Annotated in this window: 16 protein-coding genes; 12 read left to right on the forward strand and 4 right to left on the reverse strand. The window is 74.0% G+C overall.

Annotation, left to right across the window (positions count from 1 at the left end):
- The first annotated feature begins 142 nt into the window (after positions 1 to 142).
- The 5 genes from PHY01_RS05055 to PHY01_RS05070 all read left to right on the forward strand — a co-directional run bounded on the left by PHY01_RS05055 (position 143) and on the right by PHY01_RS05070 (position 4,706).
- Complete coding sequence (locus PHY01_RS05055) at positions 143 to 619, forward strand: hypothetical protein (protein ID WP_141277349.1); 477 nt, start codon at positions 143 to 145, stop codon at positions 617 to 619.
- Between the two features lie 2 nt (positions 620 to 621).
- The gene (locus tag PHY01_RS05060; RefSeq protein ID WP_141277350.1) at positions 622 to 2,808 is read left to right on the forward strand and encodes a sensor histidine kinase; all 2,187 of its coding nucleotides are present in this window, start codon (positions 622 to 624) and stop codon (positions 2,806 to 2,808) included.
- Positions 2,805 to 3,437, forward strand: coding sequence for a response regulator (locus PHY01_RS05065; RefSeq protein WP_218030012.1), 633 nt, complete (start codon positions 2,805 to 2,807; stop codon positions 3,435 to 3,437). Before PHY01_RS05060 ends, PHY01_RS05065 begins: the two co-directional genes overlap by 4 nt.
- A 478-nt stretch (positions 3,438 to 3,915) precedes the next feature.
- On the forward strand, positions 3,916 to 4,071 hold the full coding sequence (locus PHY01_RS26215; protein ID WP_170183644.1) for a hypothetical protein: 156 nt from the start codon (positions 3,916 to 3,918) through the stop codon (positions 4,069 to 4,071).
- Positions 4,068 to 4,706 carry a hypothetical protein gene (locus PHY01_RS05070; protein ID WP_141277351.1) on the forward strand — a complete coding sequence of 213 codons (639 nt, stop codon included), beginning with the start codon at positions 4,068 to 4,070 and terminating at the stop codon, positions 4,704 to 4,706. The genes PHY01_RS26215 and PHY01_RS05070 overlap by 4 nt, the downstream gene beginning before the upstream one ends.
- A 67-nt stretch (positions 4,707 to 4,773) precedes the next feature.
- On the opposite strand, the gene boxB is transcribed toward PHY01_RS05070, so the two are convergent.
- The 3 genes from boxB to PHY01_RS05085 all read right to left on the reverse strand — a co-directional run bounded on the left by boxB (position 4,774) and on the right by PHY01_RS05085 (position 9,554).
- Complete coding sequence (boxB, locus tag PHY01_RS05075; RefSeq protein WP_141277352.1) at positions 4,774 to 6,186, reverse strand: benzoyl-CoA 2,3-epoxidase subunit BoxB; 1,413 nt, start codon at positions 6,184 to 6,186, stop codon at positions 4,774 to 4,776.
- A 2-nt stretch (positions 6,187 to 6,188) separates the two neighbouring features.
- Positions 6,189 to 7,886 carry a 2,3-epoxybenzoyl-CoA dihydrolase gene (boxC, locus tag PHY01_RS05080; RefSeq protein ID WP_141277353.1) on the reverse strand — a complete coding sequence of 566 codons (1,698 nt, stop codon included), beginning with the start codon at positions 7,884 to 7,886 and terminating at the stop codon, positions 6,189 to 6,191.
- A 72-nt stretch (positions 7,887 to 7,958) separates the two neighbouring features.
- Positions 7,959 to 9,554 (reverse strand): benzoate-CoA ligase family protein, encoded by a 1,596-nt coding sequence (locus tag PHY01_RS05085; RefSeq protein WP_141277354.1) that lies wholly within the window; start codon positions 9,552 to 9,554, stop codon positions 7,959 to 7,961.
- Positions 9,555 to 9,710: 156 nt separating this feature from the next.
- Here PHY01_RS05085 and PHY01_RS05090 point away from each other — a divergent pair, with 156 nt between their 5' ends.
- The 3 genes from PHY01_RS05090 to PHY01_RS05100 all read left to right on the forward strand — a co-directional run bounded on the left by PHY01_RS05090 (position 9,711) and on the right by PHY01_RS05100 (position 13,564).
- The gene (locus PHY01_RS05090; protein ID WP_141277355.1) at positions 9,711 to 10,838 is read left to right on the forward strand and encodes an NDMA-dependent alcohol dehydrogenase; all 1,128 of its coding nucleotides are present in this window, start codon (positions 9,711 to 9,713) and stop codon (positions 10,836 to 10,838) included.
- A gap of 67 nt (positions 10,839 to 10,905) precedes the next feature.
- On the forward strand, positions 10,906 to 12,738 hold the full coding sequence (locus PHY01_RS05095) for an AAA family ATPase (protein ID WP_141277356.1): 1,833 nt from the start codon (positions 10,906 to 10,908) through the stop codon (positions 12,736 to 12,738).
- A gap of 37 nt (positions 12,739 to 12,775) precedes the next feature.
- On the forward strand, positions 12,776 to 13,564 hold the full coding sequence (locus PHY01_RS05100; RefSeq protein WP_141277357.1) for a PIG-L family deacetylase: 789 nt from the start codon (positions 12,776 to 12,778) through the stop codon (positions 13,562 to 13,564).
- Here the strand turns inward: PHY01_RS05100 and PHY01_RS05105 are convergent.
- Entirely contained in the window at positions 13,489 to 14,343 is an 855-nt protein-coding gene (locus PHY01_RS05105; protein ID WP_174824081.1) for an ABC transporter permease, read from the reverse strand. The two genes, PHY01_RS05100 and PHY01_RS05105, sit on opposite strands and share 76 nt — an antisense overlap.
- A gap of 87 nt (positions 14,344 to 14,430) precedes the next feature.
- Between PHY01_RS05105 and ctaD the strand changes: the two genes are divergently transcribed.
- The 4 genes from ctaD to PHY01_RS05125 all read left to right on the forward strand — a co-directional run bounded on the left by ctaD (position 14,431) and on the right by PHY01_RS05125 (position 19,375).
- Positions 14,431 to 16,185 carry an aa3-type cytochrome oxidase subunit I gene (gene ctaD / locus PHY01_RS05110; RefSeq protein ID WP_141277358.1) on the forward strand — a complete coding sequence of 585 codons (1,755 nt, stop codon included), beginning with the start codon at positions 14,431 to 14,433 and terminating at the stop codon, positions 16,183 to 16,185.
- Entirely contained in the window at positions 16,182 to 17,399 is a 1,218-nt protein-coding gene (serB, locus tag PHY01_RS05115; protein ID WP_141277359.1) for a phosphoserine phosphatase SerB, read from the forward strand. The genes ctaD and serB overlap by 4 nt, the downstream gene beginning before the upstream one ends.
- 73 nt (positions 17,400 to 17,472) lie before the next feature.
- A complete protein-coding gene (locus PHY01_RS05120; protein ID WP_370467445.1) occupies positions 17,473 to 18,159 on the forward strand; it encodes a peptidyl-tRNA hydrolase in 687 nt (228 codons plus the stop codon).
- Positions 18,160 to 18,196: 37 nt separating this feature from the next.
- Positions 18,197 to 19,375: a winged helix DNA-binding domain-containing protein gene (locus tag PHY01_RS05125; protein ID WP_170183645.1), complete on the forward strand. Its 1,179-nt coding sequence runs from the start codon at positions 18,197 to 18,199 to the stop codon at positions 19,373 to 19,375.
- The last annotated feature ends 61 nt before the right edge of the window (positions 19,376 to 19,436 follow it).

Consider the following 19,436-nt stretch of genomic DNA (forward strand, 5'->3'; position numbering starts at 1 on the left):
CCCTAGCGGCCCGGCCACCCGGAGGAGGGGCGGCGGGCGGGCCGCGCCGGTGGACGCCGCCCCCGGTCCGGGACAGGATCCCGGCCGGTCCGGGACGGGCGGCCCGTGCGCTCCGGGACGCCGGACGCCCACCCTCGACACCATGTCGGCGACGACCCGGCCGCCCGGCCGCACCAGCACCCCCGACCGGCGGCGCACGGCCCTGCTGCGCTGCGGCTCCGTCGCCGCCGCGGTGGCGGGTCTCGGGTTCGGCGTGCCGGGCGTCGTCGGGGTCGGGTACCTCGCCGAGCACGGCGAGGTCTGGCGGCTGTTCGGGCTGCCGACCTACGGTGAGGGCCCGTTCGACGCCGTGGGCCTGCCGGCGTCGGTCCCGCTGCTGGGGGCGTTCGTCGCCGTCTGCGCGGCCGAGACCGGGCTGGCGGTGCTGCTGTGGCGGGGTCGCGGCCGGAGGCCTGCGCTGCTCCTGCTGCCCGTGGAGCTCGTGTTCTGGACCGGGTTCGCACTGCCGTTCGGGCCGCCGCTCGGCCTGGCCCGCACGGCCGCGGTGCTGCTGGCCGGGCCGCGGCCGCGGCCCGGCCGACGGCACCGCGAGGGGGTTCCCGGCTCCGCCACACTGTGACGGTGGCGCCGCCGACCGGGTCCGCCGCCGCGGGGCCGCGCGCGGGCCGGGCCGCGGCGGTGGCCGTCACGCTCGCCGTCGCCCTCGTCCCGGCGGCCGGGTACGCGGGATGGTGGACGGTCACGCCGGGCGACTGCGCCGTGCTGACGCCGGCGGTCGGGGTCTGGCGCGCCGACGGCGTGCACCCCGAGCTGCGGGGCCGGTGCGCCGCGCTGCGGCCCGGCGACACCGTCGTCGCCGTCGCCCCCGGTGGCTACACCGTGCGCCGCGACGGCACGCTGCGCGCCGTCGCCGAGCCGGCCGTCCCGGGACGGTGGGGCGAGGCCCTCGCCGCCGGCTGGTCCGCACTGCTGTTCGTGCTGAGCCTCGCCGTGCTGGCCGGTTACGCGCTGGTGCGCGGCCGCGGACGGGACCCGGCCGCCGCCGCGCTGGCGGTGCTGGCCGCGGGCCTGCTCGGCAGCACGGTCGTCACCGTGCTGGGCCTGCCCGCCGCGGCGCTGGGGACGGGTGGGCAGTGGCTGTTCCTGTTCGCGGTGCAGGTCGTCTACACCGTGGCCTGGAGCGGGCTGGTGGCCTTCACCCTGCTGTTCCCGGCGCCGTCGCGACCGCGCCGGGGCACGCTCGCCGCGGTGTACGCCGTCCCGCTCGCCGTGCTGGCCGCGGCGGCCGCGCTGCTGCCCGGACCGGTGGGGTCCCCGGGCTGGGTCGGCGGGATGATCGTCGTCCAGTCGGCCCTGACGGTCGCGGCGCTGGCCACCGGCCTCGCGATCGGGACCCGGCGGTTCCGCCGCGCCGACCGCGACGGTGTGGCCGGGCGGCAGCTGCGCTGGATCGGCGCCGGCGGCTGGACGGCCTCCGCGCTGGTGCTCGCGGGCTGGTTCGTGCCGGCGCTGATCACCGGGGCGCCGCTGCTCCCGGCCTCCTGGCTGGGCCTGCCGGGCCTCGCGCTGGTGGTGGCGCTGGCCGTCGCGCTGCTGCGGTTGACGCTGTTCGACCTCGACGTCGTGCTGCGCCGCACGATGGTCTACGCCGCGTTGACCGTCGCCGTCGTCGCGCTCTACCTGGTCGTCGTCACCGTGTCCGCGGCCGGCCTCCCCGGGAGCGCGACCGGGCCGGTCGCGGTGGCCGGCGCGGTCGCGGTCGCGCTGCTGGTCAACCCGCTGCGGCTGCTGCTGCACCGCGCGGTCGGCCGGGCCTTCTACGGCGACCGCGACGACCCGGCCACCGCGCTGCGCCGCCTCGGCGGGCACCTCGCCGCGACCCCGGCGAACGTCCTGCCGGTGGCCGCCGCCGACGTGGTGGCGGCGCTGCGGGTCCCGTTCGCCAGGATCGAGGTGCTGCGCGGCGGTGGCGACCCGGTGCACGTCGCCGTCGCCGGCACCGAGCCGGCCGGGGTGGCGTTGTGGTCCGAACCGCTGCGTCACGGCGGTGAGGTGGTCGGCGCGCTCGTCGTCGCGCCCCGGGAGGTGGGGGAGCGGCCGGGACCGGCCGACCGCGCCCTGCTCGCGGACCTCGCGGGCCGGCTCGCCCCGGCCGCGCGGGTGCTGGCGCTGGACATGGACCTGCAGCGCTCGCGGGAGCGGCTGGTGCTCGCCCGTGAGGAGGAGCGCCGCGCGCTGCGCCGGGCCCTGCACGACGAGATCGGCCCGTCGGTGGCGGCGCTGGGACTGCGGGCGGAGACCGCCCGGCGCCTGCTCCGCGCGGGTGCGCCGGACGTGGACTCCGAGCTGGACCGGTTGCGCCGGGAGGCGACGGACGCGGCGGGCGTGCTGCGCCGGCTCGCCTACGACCTGCGCCCGCCCGCGCTCGACGAGCTGGGGCTGGCCGGGGCGATCCGGGAGCAGGCCCGGCGGCTCGAGCCGCTGGAGGTCGACGTCGGGATCGACCCGGCCGACGGGCTGCCCGCGGCCGTCGAGGTGGCGGCGTACCGGATCGTCGTCGAGGCCATGACCAACGCGGCCCGGCACGGCGGGCGCCGCTGCCGCGTGCACGTGGCACGGGAGGGCGACGCGCTGGACGTCCGGGTCGACGACGACGGCCCCGGCTTCACCGACGGCTTCCGGGCCGGCGTCGGGATCACCTCGATCCGCGAGCGGGCCGGGGAGCTCGGCGGCCGGTGCACGCTCGACGCGGCCCCCGGCGGGGGCGCGCGGGTGGCCGTCACCGTGCCGCTGCGGGGGCCGTCGTGATCCGGGTGGTGCTCGTCGACGACCACCCGGTGTTCCGCGACGGGCTGGCCGGGCTGCTGGGCACCGCGCCCGACGTCGAGGTGGTCGGCACCGGTGGCGACGGCAGGGCCGCGGTCGAGCTGACCGGCCGGCTCCGCCCGGACGTCCTGGTGGTCGACCTGCACATGCCGGTGCTGGGCGGGATCGCGGCGATCCGGCAGGTGCTGGCGGCCCGGCCGCGGCTCGGGGTGCTGGTGTTGACGATGGACGACGCCGACGCGCTGGTGGTCGACGCCGTGCGGGCGGGGGCGCGGGGCTACCTGCTCAAGGAGAGCGACCCGGACGCGGTGCTGCAGGCCGTCCGCGCCGTCGCGCGCGGCGAGGCGGTGTTCGGGCCGGCGCTGGCCGCGCGGCTGGCCACCTGGTTCGCCGTCGGCCGGGCCGAGCCGTTCGCCCAGCTCACGGCCCGCGAGCGGGAGGTGCTCGACCTCGTCGCCCGCGGCCTGGGCAACGCCGCGATCGCCGCCCGGCTGGGGATCGCCCCGAAGACCGTGCGCAACGTCGTGTCGACGGTGCTGGTCAAGCTGCACGCCGCGGACCGCGCCGGCGCGATCGCCGCGGCCCGCGAGGCCGGTCTGGGGCGGGCCTGACGCCGGCGCCCGGGACCGCTTCCCGCCCGGTCCGGGACGCCCGACCCGAGACGGCCGGGACGGTCCGGCCGCATCCTCGTGCGATGACCGAGACGAGAAGTGCCCCGCGGGCGGCGGGGCCGACGGCGGCCGGCGGCACGGCGTGCGCGTCCGGCGCGATCCTGTACCTGGTGTCGTTGCCCGCGCAGGTGGCGGACCCGGGCGCGGCGTGGCCGCTGCTGCTGGCCGGTGCCGGGTCGGTGCTGCTGGCCGCGGGGCCGGTGGCCCTCGACCGTTCCGGGGCCGCCGGGGCGGGTGTCGCCGCGCGGGCGGGCCTCGCGGTGGCGTCGCTGGGCTGGCTGGTGACCGCGGTGGCGAACGTCGTGGCCGGGACCGTCCGCAGCGACCCGGTCGCGGTGTACGTGGTGGGCACGGCGCTGCTGTTCGTCGGCATGCTCGCCGCCGGGGTCGCGGTGCTGCGGGCCCGGCGCTGGTCGGGATGGCGGCGCGCGACCCCCTGCTCTGCGCGCTGTGGCTGCTCGCGGTCGGGTGGCTCTTCGGTGACGACGGCCCGTCCGGTGCGCTCGCCCTCGGCAGCTGGCTGCTCACCTGGGCCGTGCTCGGCGTGGCACTGGCCACCGGGAGGCGGAGGTGAACCGGCCGGCGGGCGGGGTCGCGATCCCGCGCCCGGCCGCGCCCCGAGCCCCGGCCCGCCGGGGTGTCGCGTACGTCGTCGCCGGCGGTGTCGCCGGGCTGGCCTGGGCCGCGGGGCTGCGCGGGTTCATGGTCGAGGTCGCGGGCGCCGAGACCACCGTCGGCTGGCTCGCGACGTTCGGGGGGATCCTGCTCCCCGGTGCGGTCACCGGCGCGCTGCTGGGCCGCGCCGAGCACCTGCGCCGGTCGGGCGACGACCGGTTCCGGCGCCTGCTGGCCGCGGCGCCGCTGGCCTTCGTCGTCGCCAACCCCTACGCGTTCGTCACGGTCGTCACCGAGGGCGGCATCGGCGGCGCCGCGCTCGCCGTCCCGCTGTTCGGGATCGCGGGTGGGTACGCCCTGGCCGGGCGCGGGCGCAGGGCGGGCCGCGTCGCCGCGGGCGTCGTCGCGTCGATCGGGATCCTGGGATGGGCGGCCGGCGCGGCCGTCATCGGCGACCGGGTCCCGCACCTGGCGCCCGGCACCCCGCGCGGGGCCTGGGTCGCGGTGCTCTACACGGCGTCGATGGCGGTGCTGGCGATGGCGTGCGCGATCCCGCACCGGGCCGCGGACGGGCCGGGCGCCGGCACCACCTGACCCCCCGACGCGAACGGCCCGCCCACCCGGACAGGTCGGGTGGGCGGGCCGTCCGTGCGGGCCGGGATCAGGGGAAGTGCACGTACTCGTACTCGAAGGGCTTGTCGTTGATGCCGTTGCTCGGCGGGGCGATCCAGCCGGCGATCTTGCCGGGCTCGTAGACCGGGCGCATCAGCGACTGGACGTGCACCTTGTCGGCCTCGCTGGGCAGCCACCGGTCCTTGCCGGCCTCCCACACGTCGGGCCCGACGACGTCGCCCTTCGGGGTGACGTGGTGCCCGGAGAACAGCCCGACCTCGCGGTTGAAGCCGACGTGGGGCAGCGAGAGGCGGCGGTCGATCCCGGCCTTCTCCAGCACCCGGTTCCAGCGCTTCATGCCGGTGGCGCAGTCCTGGACGTACTCGTTGCGCAGGTCGTGGTTGAGCGCGACCAGCGCCGAGACCTCCTCGGTGGTGACGACGCCGTCGCGCACCAGGTCGACGTGGGAGGAGTCCTCGGTGAGCTGGTGGTCGTCCTTGCGGCGCTCCTCCTGCCAGCGGCCCTTGAGCCCGGCGGTGAAGTAGTTCGCCGCGTTCGTCGACTTCTCCGACCCGAACAGGTCCAGGCTGACCGAGTAGTGGAAGTTGACGTACTTCTGGATGACGTCGAGCGAGATGCCGCCGTGGGGGGACACGTCGTCGGTGTCGTGCTCGCGCATGAGCTCGGCGGTGCGGGTGACGACGCGGTCGATGCCGGTGGTGCCCACGAACATGTGGTGGGCCTCCTCCTTGAGCATGAACTCGCACGTGCGGCTCAGCGGGTCGAACGCCGACTCCTTCAGCGTGCCGAGCTGGTACTTGCCGTCCCGGTCGGTGAAGTAGGTGAACATGAAGAAGCTCAGCCAGTCGGGGGTCTCCTCGTTGAACGCGCCGAGGATCCGCGGGCTGTCGAGGTCGCCGGAGTTGCGCTGCAGCAACGCCTCGGCCTCCTCGCGCCCGTTGCGGCCGAAGTAGGCGTGCAGCAGGTAGACCATCGCCCAGAGGTGGCGGCCCTCCTCGACGTTGACCTGGAACAGGTTGCGCAGGTCGTAGAGCGACGGGGCGGTCTCGCCCAGGCGGCGCTGCTGCTCGACCGACGCGGGCTCGGTGTCGCCCTGGATGACGATCAGGCGCTGCAGGTCGGCGCGGTACTCCCCGGGCACCTGCTGCCAGACCGGCTGGCCCTTCTGCTCACCGAAGGCGATCTTGCGGTCGGCGTTGTGCTCGGAGAGGAACACGCCCCACCGGTACTCCTCCATCGCGACGTGGCCGAACGACGCCCAGCCCTCGCGGCCGACGTCGACGGCGGTGCGCAGGTAGACGTCCTCGGTGGGGACGGCCGGGCCCATCGTCTTCCACCAGTTGATGAAGTTGGGCTGCCAGGACTCCAGCGCGCGCTGCAGCTTGCGGTCGCCGGCGAGGTCGACGTTGTTGGGGATCTTCTCGGAGTAGTCGATGCTCATGGCTAGACCCGCTTCCTGTCGAAATCGGCCTTGCGTCCCGTGCCGTACTTGCGCAACGCACCGTCCGGACCGGACGCGTTGGGTCGAACGAAGATCCAGTTCTGCCAGGCGGTGAGCCGGCTGAAGATGCGGCTCTCCATCGTCTCCGGGCCGACGAACCGGTGGTTGGCCTCCATGCCGGTGAGCGCGTCGGGGGACAGGGAGGCCCGCTCCTCGAGCATGATCCGGACCTCGTCGTCCCAGTCGATGTCGTCGGGGGCGTCGGTGACCAGCCCCAGCTCCATCGCCTCGACGGCGTCGATGCGGCGGCCGGTCTCCTGGCGCAGCTTCGCGACGGCGTCGTCGTCGCCGTAGAACCGGCTGCCCAGCCGGGACAGCCCGTTGGACATCGGGAAGGTCCCGAAGTTCGACGCCGAGAGCACCAGCTGCGCGGGCTCGCCCTCCTCGTCGGCCTCCTCCATGAAGCCGTCGAGCATGTACTGCCGGTCGCACGCCAGTGCCAGCTCCAGCAGCGCGCCCGCGAAGCAGGAGCCCGGCTCGATCAGCGCGATCAGGGAGCGCGAGGTGACGTCGAGCCGCTTGAGCACGCGCTTGAAGTAGTGCCGGATCTCGTTGACCAGCCAGTCCGAACCCGAGAACTGCTCGATGACGCGCTCGAAGGCCAGCGCGTCCTCGACGTCGCCCTTCGTGCGGACGATCCAGGTGCCCAGCTCGAGCTCGTTGGCGCGCAGCCGCAGGATCAGGTCGTCGAGCTCGCGGGTCATGGCCAGCGGCCAGAACTCCGCGCCCAGCTCGTGGACGCGCTCGACGGTGTCCGGGACGTCGCCCTCCGGACCGTGCACGGTGATGTTCACCAGGCCCGCGTCCCGGTCGAACTCGGCGGTGACGTGGCGGTAGCGGATCCCGTCGGCGTCCTCCTCGCGCTGCAGCGGCGGCAGCGTGACGCCGGTGGCGTCGGCGGGGCGGGTGGAGCGGGCCGCGGCGGCGGCGGCGCGCTCGGCCACCGTCTCGTCCCAGGCCCGCTTGGGGATCACCTCGTCGACGAGCTTCCACTCGACGGCCTGCTTGCCCCGGGCGCCCTCGGACTTGGTGGCGAACACGTCGGCGCGGTCCTTGCGCACCTTCCGCTTGTCGATCACGCGGGTGAGCCCGCCGGTGCCGGGCAGCACGCCCAGCAGCGGGACCTCGGGCAGCGACACCGCGGAGGAGTTGTCGTCGATGAGCAGGATCTGCTCGCAGGCCAGCGCCATCTCGTACCCGCCGCCCGCCGCGGTGCCGTTGACGGCCGCGATCCAGGTCTGGCCCGAGTTCGCCGTGGCGTCCTCGATGCCGTTGCGGGTCTCGTTGGTGAACTTGCAGAAGTTCACCTTCCACGGGTGGCTCGACTGCGCGAGCATCCGGATGTTGGCGCCGGCGCAGAAGTTGCGGTCCTTCGCGCTGGTGAGCACCACGGCCCTGACGCCGGGGTGCTCGAAGCGCAGCCGCTGCGTGGCGTCGTAGAGCTCGATGTCGACGCCCAGGTCGTAGCTGTTCATCTTCAGCTCGTAGCCCGGGACGATCCCCGCGGTCTCGTCGATGTCGAGGCGGAGATAGGCGACCTCGCCCTGCACGTCGAGCTTCCAGTGGCGGTAGGTCGACGGTTCCGCGTCGAACGAGACCTGCGGGACCTCGACCTGGTCAGGGTCGGCCGTGGTGGACATGCCCTAATACTCTACGCAGTCGACGCTGTCCGTCAAGGTTCTGTAGAAGATCCGTGTCGGCGGACCCCGCGCTCAGCCCTGGGCCTCCGCCACGTCGGTGGCGGCCTGCGGCGCCGGGGCGACGGTCGACGCCGCCAGCTCGCGCAGGCGGAAGCGCTGGATCTTGCCCGTCGCGGTGCGCGGCAGTTCGCCGACCTCGACGACCAGCCGCGGCCGCTTGAACGACGCCAGCCCGGCGCGGCAGAACGCGATGACCTCGTCGGGATCGACGGCGACCCCCGGCTTCGGGACGACGTAGGCCACCGGCTTGTCGAGCCCGTCGGCGTCGGGCACCCCGACGACGACCGCCTCGGCGAGCCCCGGGTGCTCCAGCAGCCGGGTCTCGACCTCGGTGGGGCTCACCCAGATGCCGCCGACCTTGAGCACGTCGTCGGCGCGGCCCAGGCAGGTGTAGCTGCCGTCGGCCCCGCGCACGTACTGGTCGCCGGTGCGCATCCACTCGCCCTGGAACACCCGGCGGTTGATCTCGGTGCGACACCAGTACCCGGTGCAGATCGAGTCGCCCGCGACGTAGAGCATGCCGGGCTCGTCGGCGCCGGAGATCACGCTGCCGTCGTCGCGGCGCAGCTCCACGCGGTAGCCCGGCACCGGGAACCCGGAGCTGCCGGGCACCACCGCACCGGCCACGTTGGAGATGAAGATGTGCAGTGCCTCGGTGGAGCCGATGCCGTCGAGGATCTCGAAGCCGTACTGGTCGCGGACGCCGTGGAACATGCGCGCGGGCAGCGCCTCCCCGGCCGACACGCCGTTGCGCACGGTCGCGAACTGCGCGGGGGGCAGGTCGGCGGCCATCAGCGGGCCCCAGAAGCTGGGGCCGGCGAAGAACAGCGTGACGCCGTAGCGCTCGGTGAGCTCGCCGAACCGGGCCGGGTTCGGGCGGGCGGGTTCGAGCACCGCGGACGCGCCGACCGAGAGCGGGAAGAACAGCGAGTTGCCGATGCCGTAGGCGAAGAACAGCTTCGCGCCCGACAGGCAGACGTCGGCGGGCCCGATCCGCAGCACCTCGCGGGCGTAGGTCTCGCAGACGAACCGGATGTCGGCGTGGCGGTGCATCGCGCCCTTGGGTGTGCCCGTGGTGCCGGAGGTGTAGAGCCACAGTGCGGGCGACTCGTCCCAGGTGGCGTAGGGGGCGTCCAGCGGCTCGGCAGCACGCAGCTCGTCCCAGGTGCGGGTCGTGACGCCGGGGACCTCCGGGGCCGTGTCGCCGGTGAGGACGAGGTGGCGCAGGTCGGGGGCGCCGCTCGCCGCCGTGACGACCGCGGCGGCGAACTCGCTGCTGCCCAGCAGGGCCCGGGCGCGCGAGTCGACGACGAGCTTGGCCAGCTCCGGACCGGTGAGCATCGTCGAGCACGGCACGGCGACCGCCCCGACGTACATCGCGGCCAGGATGCCGGTGACGAGCTCGACGTCGTCGACCATCGCCAGCAGCACCCGCTCCTCGGGCCGCACCCCGATCGCCACCAGCCCGGCGGCGACGCGGCGGATCTCCTCGGTCAGCTGCCGGTAGGTGTGGGAGCCCCGGGGATGGTGGATCGCGACCCGGTCGGCGTCCCCCGCGGCGACGCGGTCCTCGGTCAGAAACGTGGCGGCGTTGAACGGTTCCGTCATGGTGGCGCTCCGTGTTCGGGGTCACCGGACTCTACTGGGGGGCAACCGGCCGTCAACGGTTCCGTAGAGCTTCCCAAGACATGCGCACCCTGCTATGAACCGTGTGGCGCGCCGCACAGCGGCTACCGAGACCCCGAACTGTTCAAGGGAGAACTTATGCAGACCCGCGGAGCGATCGTCCGTCAGGCACCGGGCAAGTACGAGGTCGTCGACCTCGAGGTGGACGACCCGCGTCCCGGCGAGGTGCAGGTCAAGCTGGTCGCGTCGGGCCTGTGCCACTCCGACGACCACGTCGCCACCGGCGACATCCCGGTGGGCGTGTACCCGTTCGCCGGCGGCCACGAGGGCGCGGGCATCGTCACCGCCGCCCCGCCCAACCACAAGGGCATCAAGGAGGGCGACCACGTCGTCTTCTCCTTCCTCCCGTCCTGCGGGCACTGCCGTTGGTGTGCCTCGGGCCAGCAGAACCTGTGCGACCTGGGCGCCGGGCTGCTCGCCGGCTCCCGCTGGGAGGACACCTCCAGCTTCCGGCTCAAGCTGTCCGACGGCGGCGCCCCGGTCGGCCAGATGTGCGGCATCTCCACGTTCGTGGAGACCACCACGGTCTCCGCCGACTCCGTGGTGAAGGTCGACTCCGACCTGCCGCTGGACAAGATCTGCCTGCTCGGCTGCAACGTCGGCACCGGCTGGGGCGCGGCCGTCAACTCCGCCCAGGTGCAGCCCGGGCACACCGTCATCGTCATGGGCATCGGCGGCGTCGGCATCAACGCGGTGCAGGGTGCGGCCCACGCGGGCGCGGCCAACATCATCGCCGTCGACCCGGTCGCCCTCAAGCGCGAGAACGCCACCCAGCTCGGCGCCACCCACGGCGTCGAGACGATGGAGGAGGCCACCGAGCTCGCCAAGCAGTTCACCAACGGCCAGGGCGCCGACTCGGCGATCATCACCGTCGGCGTCATCAAGCCCGAGTACGTCGGGCAGGCGATGGCCTCGATCCGCAAGGCGGGCACCGTCGTCGTCACCGCGCTGGGCAACATCGCCGACACCACCCCGCTGCCGGTCTCGCTGGCCGACGTCACCCTGTTCCAGAAGCGCATCCAGGGCTCGCTGTTCGGCGAGTCGAACCCCAACTGGGACATCCTGCGCCAGGTGGAGCTCTACCGGGCGGGCGTGCTGAAGCTCGACGAGGTCATCACCACGACCTACAGCCTCGACCAGATTGGCACCGGCTACGAGGCCATGCACGCGGGCACCAACCAGAAGGGCGTCATCGTCTACAGCTGACGACCGGCACCCCCGAGCGAACGGCACCCCCGCGGGGGTGCCGTTCGCGCGTCCACGAGAGGTCCCCATGAACGCCCCCACCCCCGTCGTCGGGCTGCGCCGCGAGCGCGAGGTGCTGACGGTCGCGCTCCTCACCGGGCGCCACGTCGTCATCGAAGGGCCGCCCGGCACCGGGAAGTCCACCCTGCTGCGTTCCATCGCCGCCGACACCGGGCAGGAGGTCGTGTTCGTCGAGGGCAACGCCGAGCTGACGCCCGCGCGCCTGGTCGGCCAGTTCGACCCGTCGCAGGTGCTCGCGACCGGCTACCAGCCCGACTCCTTCGTCGACGGCCCGTTGATCACCGCGATGCGCACCGGCGGGCTGCTCTACATGGAGGAGCTCAACCGGGTGCCCGAGGAGACGCTCAACGTCCTCATCACCGTGCTGACGGAGGGCGAGATCGCGGTGCCGCGGCTGGGCACCGTCCACGCGGGCAAGGACTTCCGGCTGATCGCGGCGATGAACCCGTTCGACGCCGTGGGCACCGCCCGGGTGTCACAGGCCATCGCCGACCGCATGTGCCGGGTGGTGCTCGGCTACCAGGACCTCGACGGCGAGCGCGCGATCACGTCGTCGGTGAGCGGGCTGGCCGGTCGCTGGGTCGACCTGTCGGTCACCCTGACGCGCGCCACCCGCGAGCACCGCGACGTCCGCATGGGCAGCTCGGTGCGCGGGGCGATCGACCTCTCGCTCGTGCTCACCGGGCTGGCGGAGCTGCGCAAGGAGGCCGACCCGTCGCGGGACACCGCGCGGGACGCCGCCTACGCCGCGCTGTCGGGCCGCATCCGGATCGTCGACGGGGTGGACCGCACGGCCGAGTCGGTGATCGACGAGCTGCTCGACGCGCACTGGCCCTCCGAGGAACCGGCGGAGCCGCCGGACGACGCGGACTCCCCGGACGCCGAGGGAAAAGCACCCAGCCCGGGGCATAACCCGGGCTTCCAGCAGCGCTCGCGCCCCGGCCGGGAGCAGCCGGGCCGTACCCAGGGCCGCCGGCAGATCGCGGCCAACCACCCGTCCTTCGACGAGGTGTCGCCCGAGCCGGGCGAGCTCGACGTCGAGGCCTTCGACCGGCTCGCGGGGGAGGACCCGGAGGGTGCGGCGGCGCTGCTCGCCGACATGGCCGTGGCCACCGACGTGGCGCTGCGGGCGGCCGCCCGCCGGCTCGCCGGGCGGGTGTTCATCCGGCTCGGCCGGGTCGGGCCGGCCAAGGCGCGGGGCACGCGGCGGCTGGGCCCGTCACGGCGCCTCGACGGCGACCTGGACCTGGACCGGACGCTGGAGGCGTGGGACCCGTCGGCGTCGCGGCGGCCCGAGGAGCTGGTCACCCGCACCTGGACGGCGCACCGGCGCGCGGTCTGCCTGGTCGTCGACATCTCCGGGTCGATGAAGGGGCTGGCGGTGGCGCTGGCCGCGGTCGCGGCGGCCGGGGTCGTCGTCGCCAACGAGAACGGGCCGCCGCAGCTGCAGCCCTCGGTGCTGGCGTTCGGGGCCGGGGTGCAGGTGCTGCAGGCCCAGGGCGTGCGGCGCCCGCCCGAGGACCTGCTGTCGGACCTCATCGCGCTGCGCGGGCACGGCACCACCGACCTCGCGGCGGGGCTGCGGGAGGCGTCCAAGCAGCTGGCGTCCGCGGTCGCCGACGAGCGCTTCGTCGTGCTGCTGTCGGACTGCCTGCACACCGCGGGCGACGACCCGGCCGAGGCGCTGGGCGGCATCGACCGCCTGCACGTCCTCGTGCCGCTCGGCGGCGCGGACGCCGAGGCGGCGGCGTTCCCGCTGGCCGCACGCGGCGGCGGCCGGGCGCAGGTGGTGGCGCGGCTGGCCGACATCGCCCCGGCCCTGACCCGCATCCTGGCCTGACGGCGTCCGGGGTGCCGGTCGTCGTAGGCTCGTCGGCGTGGGAACCATCGTCTCCTTTCACGCCCATCCCGACGACGAGTCGATCGGTTCGGCAGGCACCCTCGCGCGCGCCGCGGCGGCCGGGCACCGGGTGGTGCTGGTCTTCGCCACGCGCGGCGAGCTGGGCGAGCCCGTCCCGGGCGTGCTGGAGCCGGGGGAGCCGCTGTCGACGCGGCGCTCCGCCGAGTGCTACGAGTCGGCCGCGGCGATCGGCGCCAAGCGCGTCGAGTTCCTGGGGTACACCGACTCCGGGATGATCGGCGAGCCGAGCAACGAGGCGCCGTACTGCTTCTGGCAGGCCGACGTCGAGCACGCGGCGCGGCGCCTCGCGGTGATCCTCGACGAGGAGGAGCCCGACGTCCTCACCGCCTACGACGACAACGGCGGCTACGGCCACCCCGACCACATCCAGGTGCACCGGGTGGGCCGGCGGGCGGCGGAGCTGTCGGCGGTGCCGGTCGTCGCGCAGGGCACGATCAACCGCGACTGGATGCTGCGCGGCATGAAGGCGCAGAACCCCGACTTCACCCCGCCCCCCGGCATGGACACGATGGGCAAGCCCGAGTCGGAGATCACCCACCGCGTCGACGCCGTCGACTTCGTGGAGCAGAAGCGCGCCTCGATGCGGGCCCACGCCAGCCAGATGGGCCCCGACCACTTCCTGCTGTCGATGCCCGACCCGATGTTCGCCCTCGGGATGGGCACCGAGTTCTACATCGTCGACCCGCCGGTCAACCCGGCGTCGGCGCCGGAGCTGTTCGAGGAGCTGTTCCTGCCGCTGCGCTGAAACACCCGGGGGTGAGCCCGCTCGGCGGTGATCTCGGCCGGTTCGGTGGCGCGGTGGATCCGGCCGCGGCACACCATCTCCACGGCCAGCGCCACCGCCACGGTCTCGACGGCGAGCAGCAGCACCAGCACGAGCAGCTGCACCGCGCCCGCCTCCACCGGTGACGCCCCGCCCAGCAGCATCCCCACGAACGCGCCGGGCAGGGTGACGAGCCCGACGGTGCGGGTCTGGTCGGTCACCGGGATCAGCGCGGACGCCGCCGCGGGCCGCGCGATCTCGACGGCGGCGTCGCGGGCGACGAAGCCGAGCGACAGCGCCGCCTCGACCTCCCCGCTGCGCGCCTCCAGCTCGTCGAGCGCCCGCTTCCCGGCGAGCGCGGTGGCCGTCATCGTGCCGCCGATGAGGATGCCCGCCGTCGGGATCACCGAGATCCCGGTCGCGGGCACGACCCCGGCCAGCACGAGCGCCCCGACGACGGGCAGCGGCGTGACCGCGATCGGCAGCGCGGCCCACCACCCGCTGCGGCTGTCGGTCATCCGCTTCCCCGCGGTGCGTGCGGCGACCACCACCATCACCGCGACGAACAGCGCGCTCAGCGCGAACGAGCCCACGATCGCGCCGATCAGCAGCGACACGGCCCCGAGCTGCAGCGTGGCCCGCACCGCGGCCGTCACCGTGGCGCGGGAGGTGCCCAGCCGGGCCGCCCACGCCACCGCGGCGCCCAGCAGCACCGCCACGACCATGGCGACGGCCAGCGCCGGGCCCATGACGATGTTCACGGATGCGGATGATGCCCGACGTGTCTTCGACGGCGGGTAGAGCTAAGCTCCTCCCGAGCTCAACAGACCACCGCAGGGAGTGAACACGTGACAGCCGTCGCCCCCACGCCGATCACGTCGCGCCCGTACCCGGCGCGCCGTACCGGCAAGGGTTCCACGTTCCTGAAGATGATCAGGACGACGGACCCCAAGGACATCGCGATCCTCTACATGGTCACGTCGTTCGGCTTCTTCCTGGCCGGTGGTGCGATGGCCCTGCTGATGCGCGGCGAGCTGGCCGTGCCGGGGCAGCAGTTCCTGTCCAACGAGCAGTACAACCAGCTGTTCACGTTGCACGGCACGATCATGCTGCTGCTCTACGCCACGCCGATCCTGTTCGGGTTCGCGAACTACATCGTGCCGCTGCAGATCGGGGCGCCCGACGTCGCGTTCCCGCGGCTCAACGCCTTCTCCTACTGGCTGTTCCTCTTCGGCGGGCTCACGGTCGTCTCGGGCTTCCTCACGCCGGGTGGCGCGGCTGACTTCGGGTGGTTCGCCTACACGCCCCTTTCGAACGCGACCTACTCGCCGGGCGTGGGTGGTGACCTGTGGGCCGTCGGTCTGATCGTCTCCGGTCTGGGCACGATCCTCGGCGCCGTCAACTTCATCACCACGATCGTGTGCATGCGCGCCCCCGGCATGACGATGTTCCGGATGCCGATCTTCACGTGGAACATCTTCGTGACGGCGCTGCTCATCCTCATCGCGTTCCCGGTGCTGACCGCCGCGCTGTTCGGGCTGCTGGCCGACCGGCGCCTCGGCGCGCACGTGTTCGACCCGGCCAACGGCGGCACGATCCTCTACCAGCACCTGTTCTGGTTCTTCGGCCATCCCGAGGTCTACATCGTGGCGCTGCCGTTCTTCGGCATCGTCTCGGAGATCTTCCCGGTGTTCAGCCGTAAGCCGGTGTTCGGCTACAAGACCCTGATCTACGCGACGATCGCCATCGCGGTGTTGTCCGTGGCGGTGTGGGCGCACCACATGTACGCCACCGGTGCGGTGCTGCTGGCCTTCTTCTCCTTCACCACGTTCCTCATCGCGATCCCGACGGGCGTCAAGTTCGTCAACTGGATCGGCACGATGTGGAAGGGCAAGATCACGTTCGAGACGCCGATGCTGTTCTCGATCGGTTTCCTCGCGACGTTCCTGTTCGGTGGTCTCACGGGCGTGCTGCTCGCGTCACCGCCCATCGACTTGAACGTGTCGGACACCTACTTCGTGGTGGCGCACTTCCACTACGTGCTGTTCGGCACGATCGTGTTCGCCACCTACGCCGGCATCTACTTCTGGTTCCCGAAGATGACCGGCCGGATGATGGACGAGACGTTGGGCAAGTTCCATTTCTGGACCACGTTCATCGGCTTCCACCTCACCTTCTTGGTGCAGCATTGGCTGGGCAACGCGGGTATGCCGCGGCGCTATGTCGACTACCAGCCGCAGGACGGGTTCACCGTGCTGAACTCGATTTCCTCGGTGGGGGCGTTCGTGCTCGGGGCGTCGACGCTGCCGTTCATCTGGAACGTGTTCAAGAGCTACCGCTACGGCAGGGTCGTCACGGTCGATGACCCGTGGGGCTTCGGCAACTCGCTGGAGTGGGCCACGAGTTGCCCGCCGCCGCGGCACAACTTCACCGAGCTGCCCCGGATCCGTTCCGAGCGCCCGGCGTTCGAGCTGCACTACCCGCACCTGGTCGAGCGCTTCCGCGAGGAGGCACACGTCGGTGGGCACGCCGCACCGTCGGAGATGCTCACGCAGCGGGTCGGGCGCGAGGAGCAGCCGAACGGCGACCCGAAGTCCCGTTGACCAGTGTCCTGATCACGGTCACCGGTCCCGACCGTCCCGGTGTCAGCTCGGTGCTCTTCGCCGCGCTGACCCGGCACGGGGTCGACCTGGTCGACGTCGAGCAGGTCGTCATCCGCGGCCGGCTCACCCTCGGTGCGCTGGTGACCGCCCACCACGACCCCGAGGGGTTGCAGGAGGCCGTCGAGCAGGCGATGGCGAGCATCTCGATGCAGGTGCAGACCTCCCTGGGGGCCGACCCGTCGGTGCGGCTCTCGACGCACGTCGTCGTCGTGACAGGACGCCCGATCACGGCCCGGGCGTTCGGTTCGATCGCCCAGGCCCTGGCCGATGCGGGGGCGAACATCGACGCCATCCGCCGGGTGGCCGACTACCCGGTCACCGGCCTGGAGCTGATGGTCTCGCCCGTCCCCGGGCACAGCTCGCGGGAGTATCCGCCCGGCACGCTGCGCACGAAGCTGGTCGAGGTGGCGCGCTCGGCGGGCGTCGACGTCGCCGTCGAGCGGGCGGGGCTGGCGCGGCGCAGCAAGCGGCTCATCGTGTTCGACGTCGACTCCACGCTCATCCAGGGCGAGGTCATCGAGATGCTGGCCGCGCGGGCGGGCGCGGAGGACGAGGTCCGGGCCGTCACCGAGGCGGCGATGGCCGGGGAGCTGGACTTCGCCGAGTCGCTGCGCCGCCGCGTCGCGGTGCTGGCCGGGCTGCCCGAGTCGGTGCTGGCCGAGGTGGCGGCCGAGCTGGAGCTGACACCCGGCGCGCGCACCACGATCCGCACGCTCAAGCGCCTGGGCTTCCGCTGCGGTGTGGTTTCGGGAGGGTTCACCCGCGTCATCTCCGGGCTGGCCGAGGAGCTCGGCATGGACTTCTGTGCGGCCAACGAGCTGGAGGTCGTCGACGGGCGGCTCACCGGCCGCGTCGTCGGCGAGATCGTCGACCGGCCGGGCAAGGCCGTCGCGCTGCGCCGCTTCGCCGACGCCCACGGCGTGCCGCTGGAGCAGTGCGTGGCCGTCGGCGACGGGGCCAACGACATCGACATGCTGGCCACGGCCGGGCTGGGCATCGCGTTCAACGCCAAGCCGGCGCTGCGCGAGGTGGCCGACACCGCGCTGTCGCACCCCTACCTCGACGTCGTGCTGTTCGTCCTGGGCATCACCCGCGACGACGTCGAGCGGGCCGACGCCGCGGAGGGCATCGCGCGGCGCGTGCCGATCGCGTGAGCGGGCCCGCGAGGTCACCGTCCGGCGCGGTACCGCTGGGCGCGGCGACGACGGGCATCGGCGGAGAGCGGGCGTGACCGGGGCCCCGCCGCCCGTGCGCGCCGCGGTGCTGGCGCCGCTCCGGGCCCGCCGGTTCCCGCCCGAGCCCGACGGCGTCGTCCGCGCGATGCCCCTGGTGCTGCGGCTGGAGAAGCCGCCCGCCGCGCGCACCCCGGTGCTGGAGGCGGCCGCCGCGGCCGCGCTCGCCGTCTGTCTCGACCCGCGCGCCGAACCCGGCGGGGAGTGGCACGACGCCGTGTCGGGCTGGGTGGCGAGCCGGATCCGCAAGATCGCCCGGCGGGCCCGCGGGGCGCACTGGGAGGCCGTGCAGGAGCTGCCCGGCGTCACCTGGACGGTGGGGGAGGCGCAGGTGCGCGCGCTGCTGCCCGGCCCCGTCGACGACGTGCCCCGGGTCGTCGCCCGGCTGCAGATCGGCGGCACCGACCTCGCCCCCGACGATCCCGGCCCGCCCCCGGACGGCCCGGTGATCTGGGTGAACGCGGCCCTGGAGATGACGGTGGGGAAGGCCGCGGCGCAGGTGGGGCACGCCTCGATGCTCTACGCGGCGGTGCACGGCCTCACCGCGGTCCCGGCGTTCGCGGTCCGCGCGGCCGGTCCCCGGGACTGGGCGCGGCTGTGCGCCGACCCGGCCGCGGTCCCGGTGCGTGACGCCGGGTTCACCGAGGTGGCGCCGGGCACGGTCACCTGCCTCGCCCGCTGACACCTGCGGTGTCGGGGGTCGCTGGCATGCTGCGCCGGTGACCGTCCGCCGCATCGACGCCGCCGAGCGCCGCGCCCGCCTCGTGGTGCGGCACCGGCACGTCCCGTCCGCCCGCACCGACGACGTCGTCGCGATCGCCGACGACCTGGTGGCGCTGCACTCCACCGACCCGGTCACGGTGTACCTGTCGGTCGCGGCCCGGATGCGCACCCCGGCGCTGGAGCCGCTCGCCGCCGCGCTCTACGACGACCGCACGCTGATCCGGCACCACGCGATGCGCCGCACGCTCTGGGTGTTCGGCCACGACACCGCCCGGCTGGCCCACCACGGGGCCACCCTGGCCGTCGCGCGGGTGCAGCGCCGCGACCTGCTGGCGTCGCTGGGCGCGAGCGGTGTCGCCGACCCGCAGGCCTGGCTCGCCGCCGCCGACGAGCAGGTGCACGCTCTGCTCGCCGCGGAGGGCCCGCTCACCGCCCGCGAGGTGGGCGCGCGGCTGCCCGAGCTGACCCGGCCCCTCACGGTCGGCGGGGGGAGGTTCGCCACCACGCAGGCCGCGCACTCCCGCGTCCTGCTGGTGCTGGGGTTCACCGGGCGGGTCGTCCGGGCCCGCCCGACGGGTACCTGGATCAACGGGCAGTACCGCTGGGCCGCGGCCGACCGCTGGCTGCCCGGCGGCTTCGGCGAGGCCGACGTGCGGGAGTCGGCGGCGGGGTTGGCGCGGCGCTGGCTGCGCGCGTTCGGGCCGGGCACCCGCACCGACCTGGCGTGGTGGGCGGGATGGACGGTCGCCACCACGAAGGCCGCGCTGGCCGACGTCGGGGCCGTCGAGGTGGAACTCGACGAGGGCCCGGGCTGGGTACTGCCCGACGACGTCGACCCCGTGGCGCCGCCGGAGCCCTCCGCCCGGCTCCTGCCCGGCCTCGACCCGTCGACGATGGGGTGGAAGCAGCGGGCGTTCCACCTCGACCCGGACCACGTGCCGCTCCTGTTCGACCGCAACGGCAACGGCGGACCGACGCTGTGGGTCGACGGGCGGATCGTCGGGAGCTGGGTGCAGCGCCGCGACGGTGCGATCGCGACGAGGCTGCTCACCGACGTCGGGGCGGAGGCCGCGGCGGAGCTCGAACGGCACGCCCACGAGCTGGAGGCGCTGCTGGGCGACGTCCGGTTCGCCGTGCGCGACCCGGCCCCGGTGCAGGCCGAGCTCCTCGCGTGAACCAGTGTTGAGGGGTGGATACCTCGAGACAGCGGGTACTGGCCCGCGGCGGGACCCGGCG

The organism is Pseudonocardia hydrocarbonoxydans (assembly GCF_006539565.1).
Lineage (GTDB): Bacteria > Actinomycetota > Actinomycetes > Mycobacteriales > Pseudonocardiaceae > Pseudonocardia > Pseudonocardia hydrocarbonoxydans.

What these genes read in the sequence shown, in the direction of transcription:
- boxB (WP_141277352.1), bottom strand. Translation starts at nt 6,186, where the DNA reads ATGAGCATCGACTACTCCGAGAAGATCCCCAACAACGTCGACCTCGCC.
- boxC (WP_141277353.1), bottom strand. Translation starts at nt 7,886, where the DNA reads ATGTCCACCACGGCCGACCCTGACCAGGTCGAGGTCCCGCAGGTCTCG.
- PHY01_RS05095 (WP_141277356.1), top strand. Translation starts at nt 10,906, where the DNA reads ATGAACGCCCCCACCCCCGTCGTCGGGCTGCGCCGCGAGCGCGAGGTG.
- PHY01_RS05085 (WP_141277354.1), bottom strand. Translation starts at nt 9,554, where the DNA reads ATGACGGAACCGTTCAACGCCGCCACGTTTCTGACCGAGGACCGCGTC.
- PHY01_RS26215 (WP_170183644.1), top strand. Translation starts at nt 3,916, where the DNA reads ATGGCGGCGCGCGACCCCCTGCTCTGCGCGCTGTGGCTGCTCGCGGTC.
- PHY01_RS05090 (WP_141277355.1), top strand. Translation starts at nt 9,711, where the DNA reads ATGCAGACCCGCGGAGCGATCGTCCGTCAGGCACCGGGCAAGTACGAG.
- PHY01_RS05055 (WP_141277349.1), top strand. Translation starts at nt 143, where the DNA reads ATGTCGGCGACGACCCGGCCGCCCGGCCGCACCAGCACCCCCGACCGG.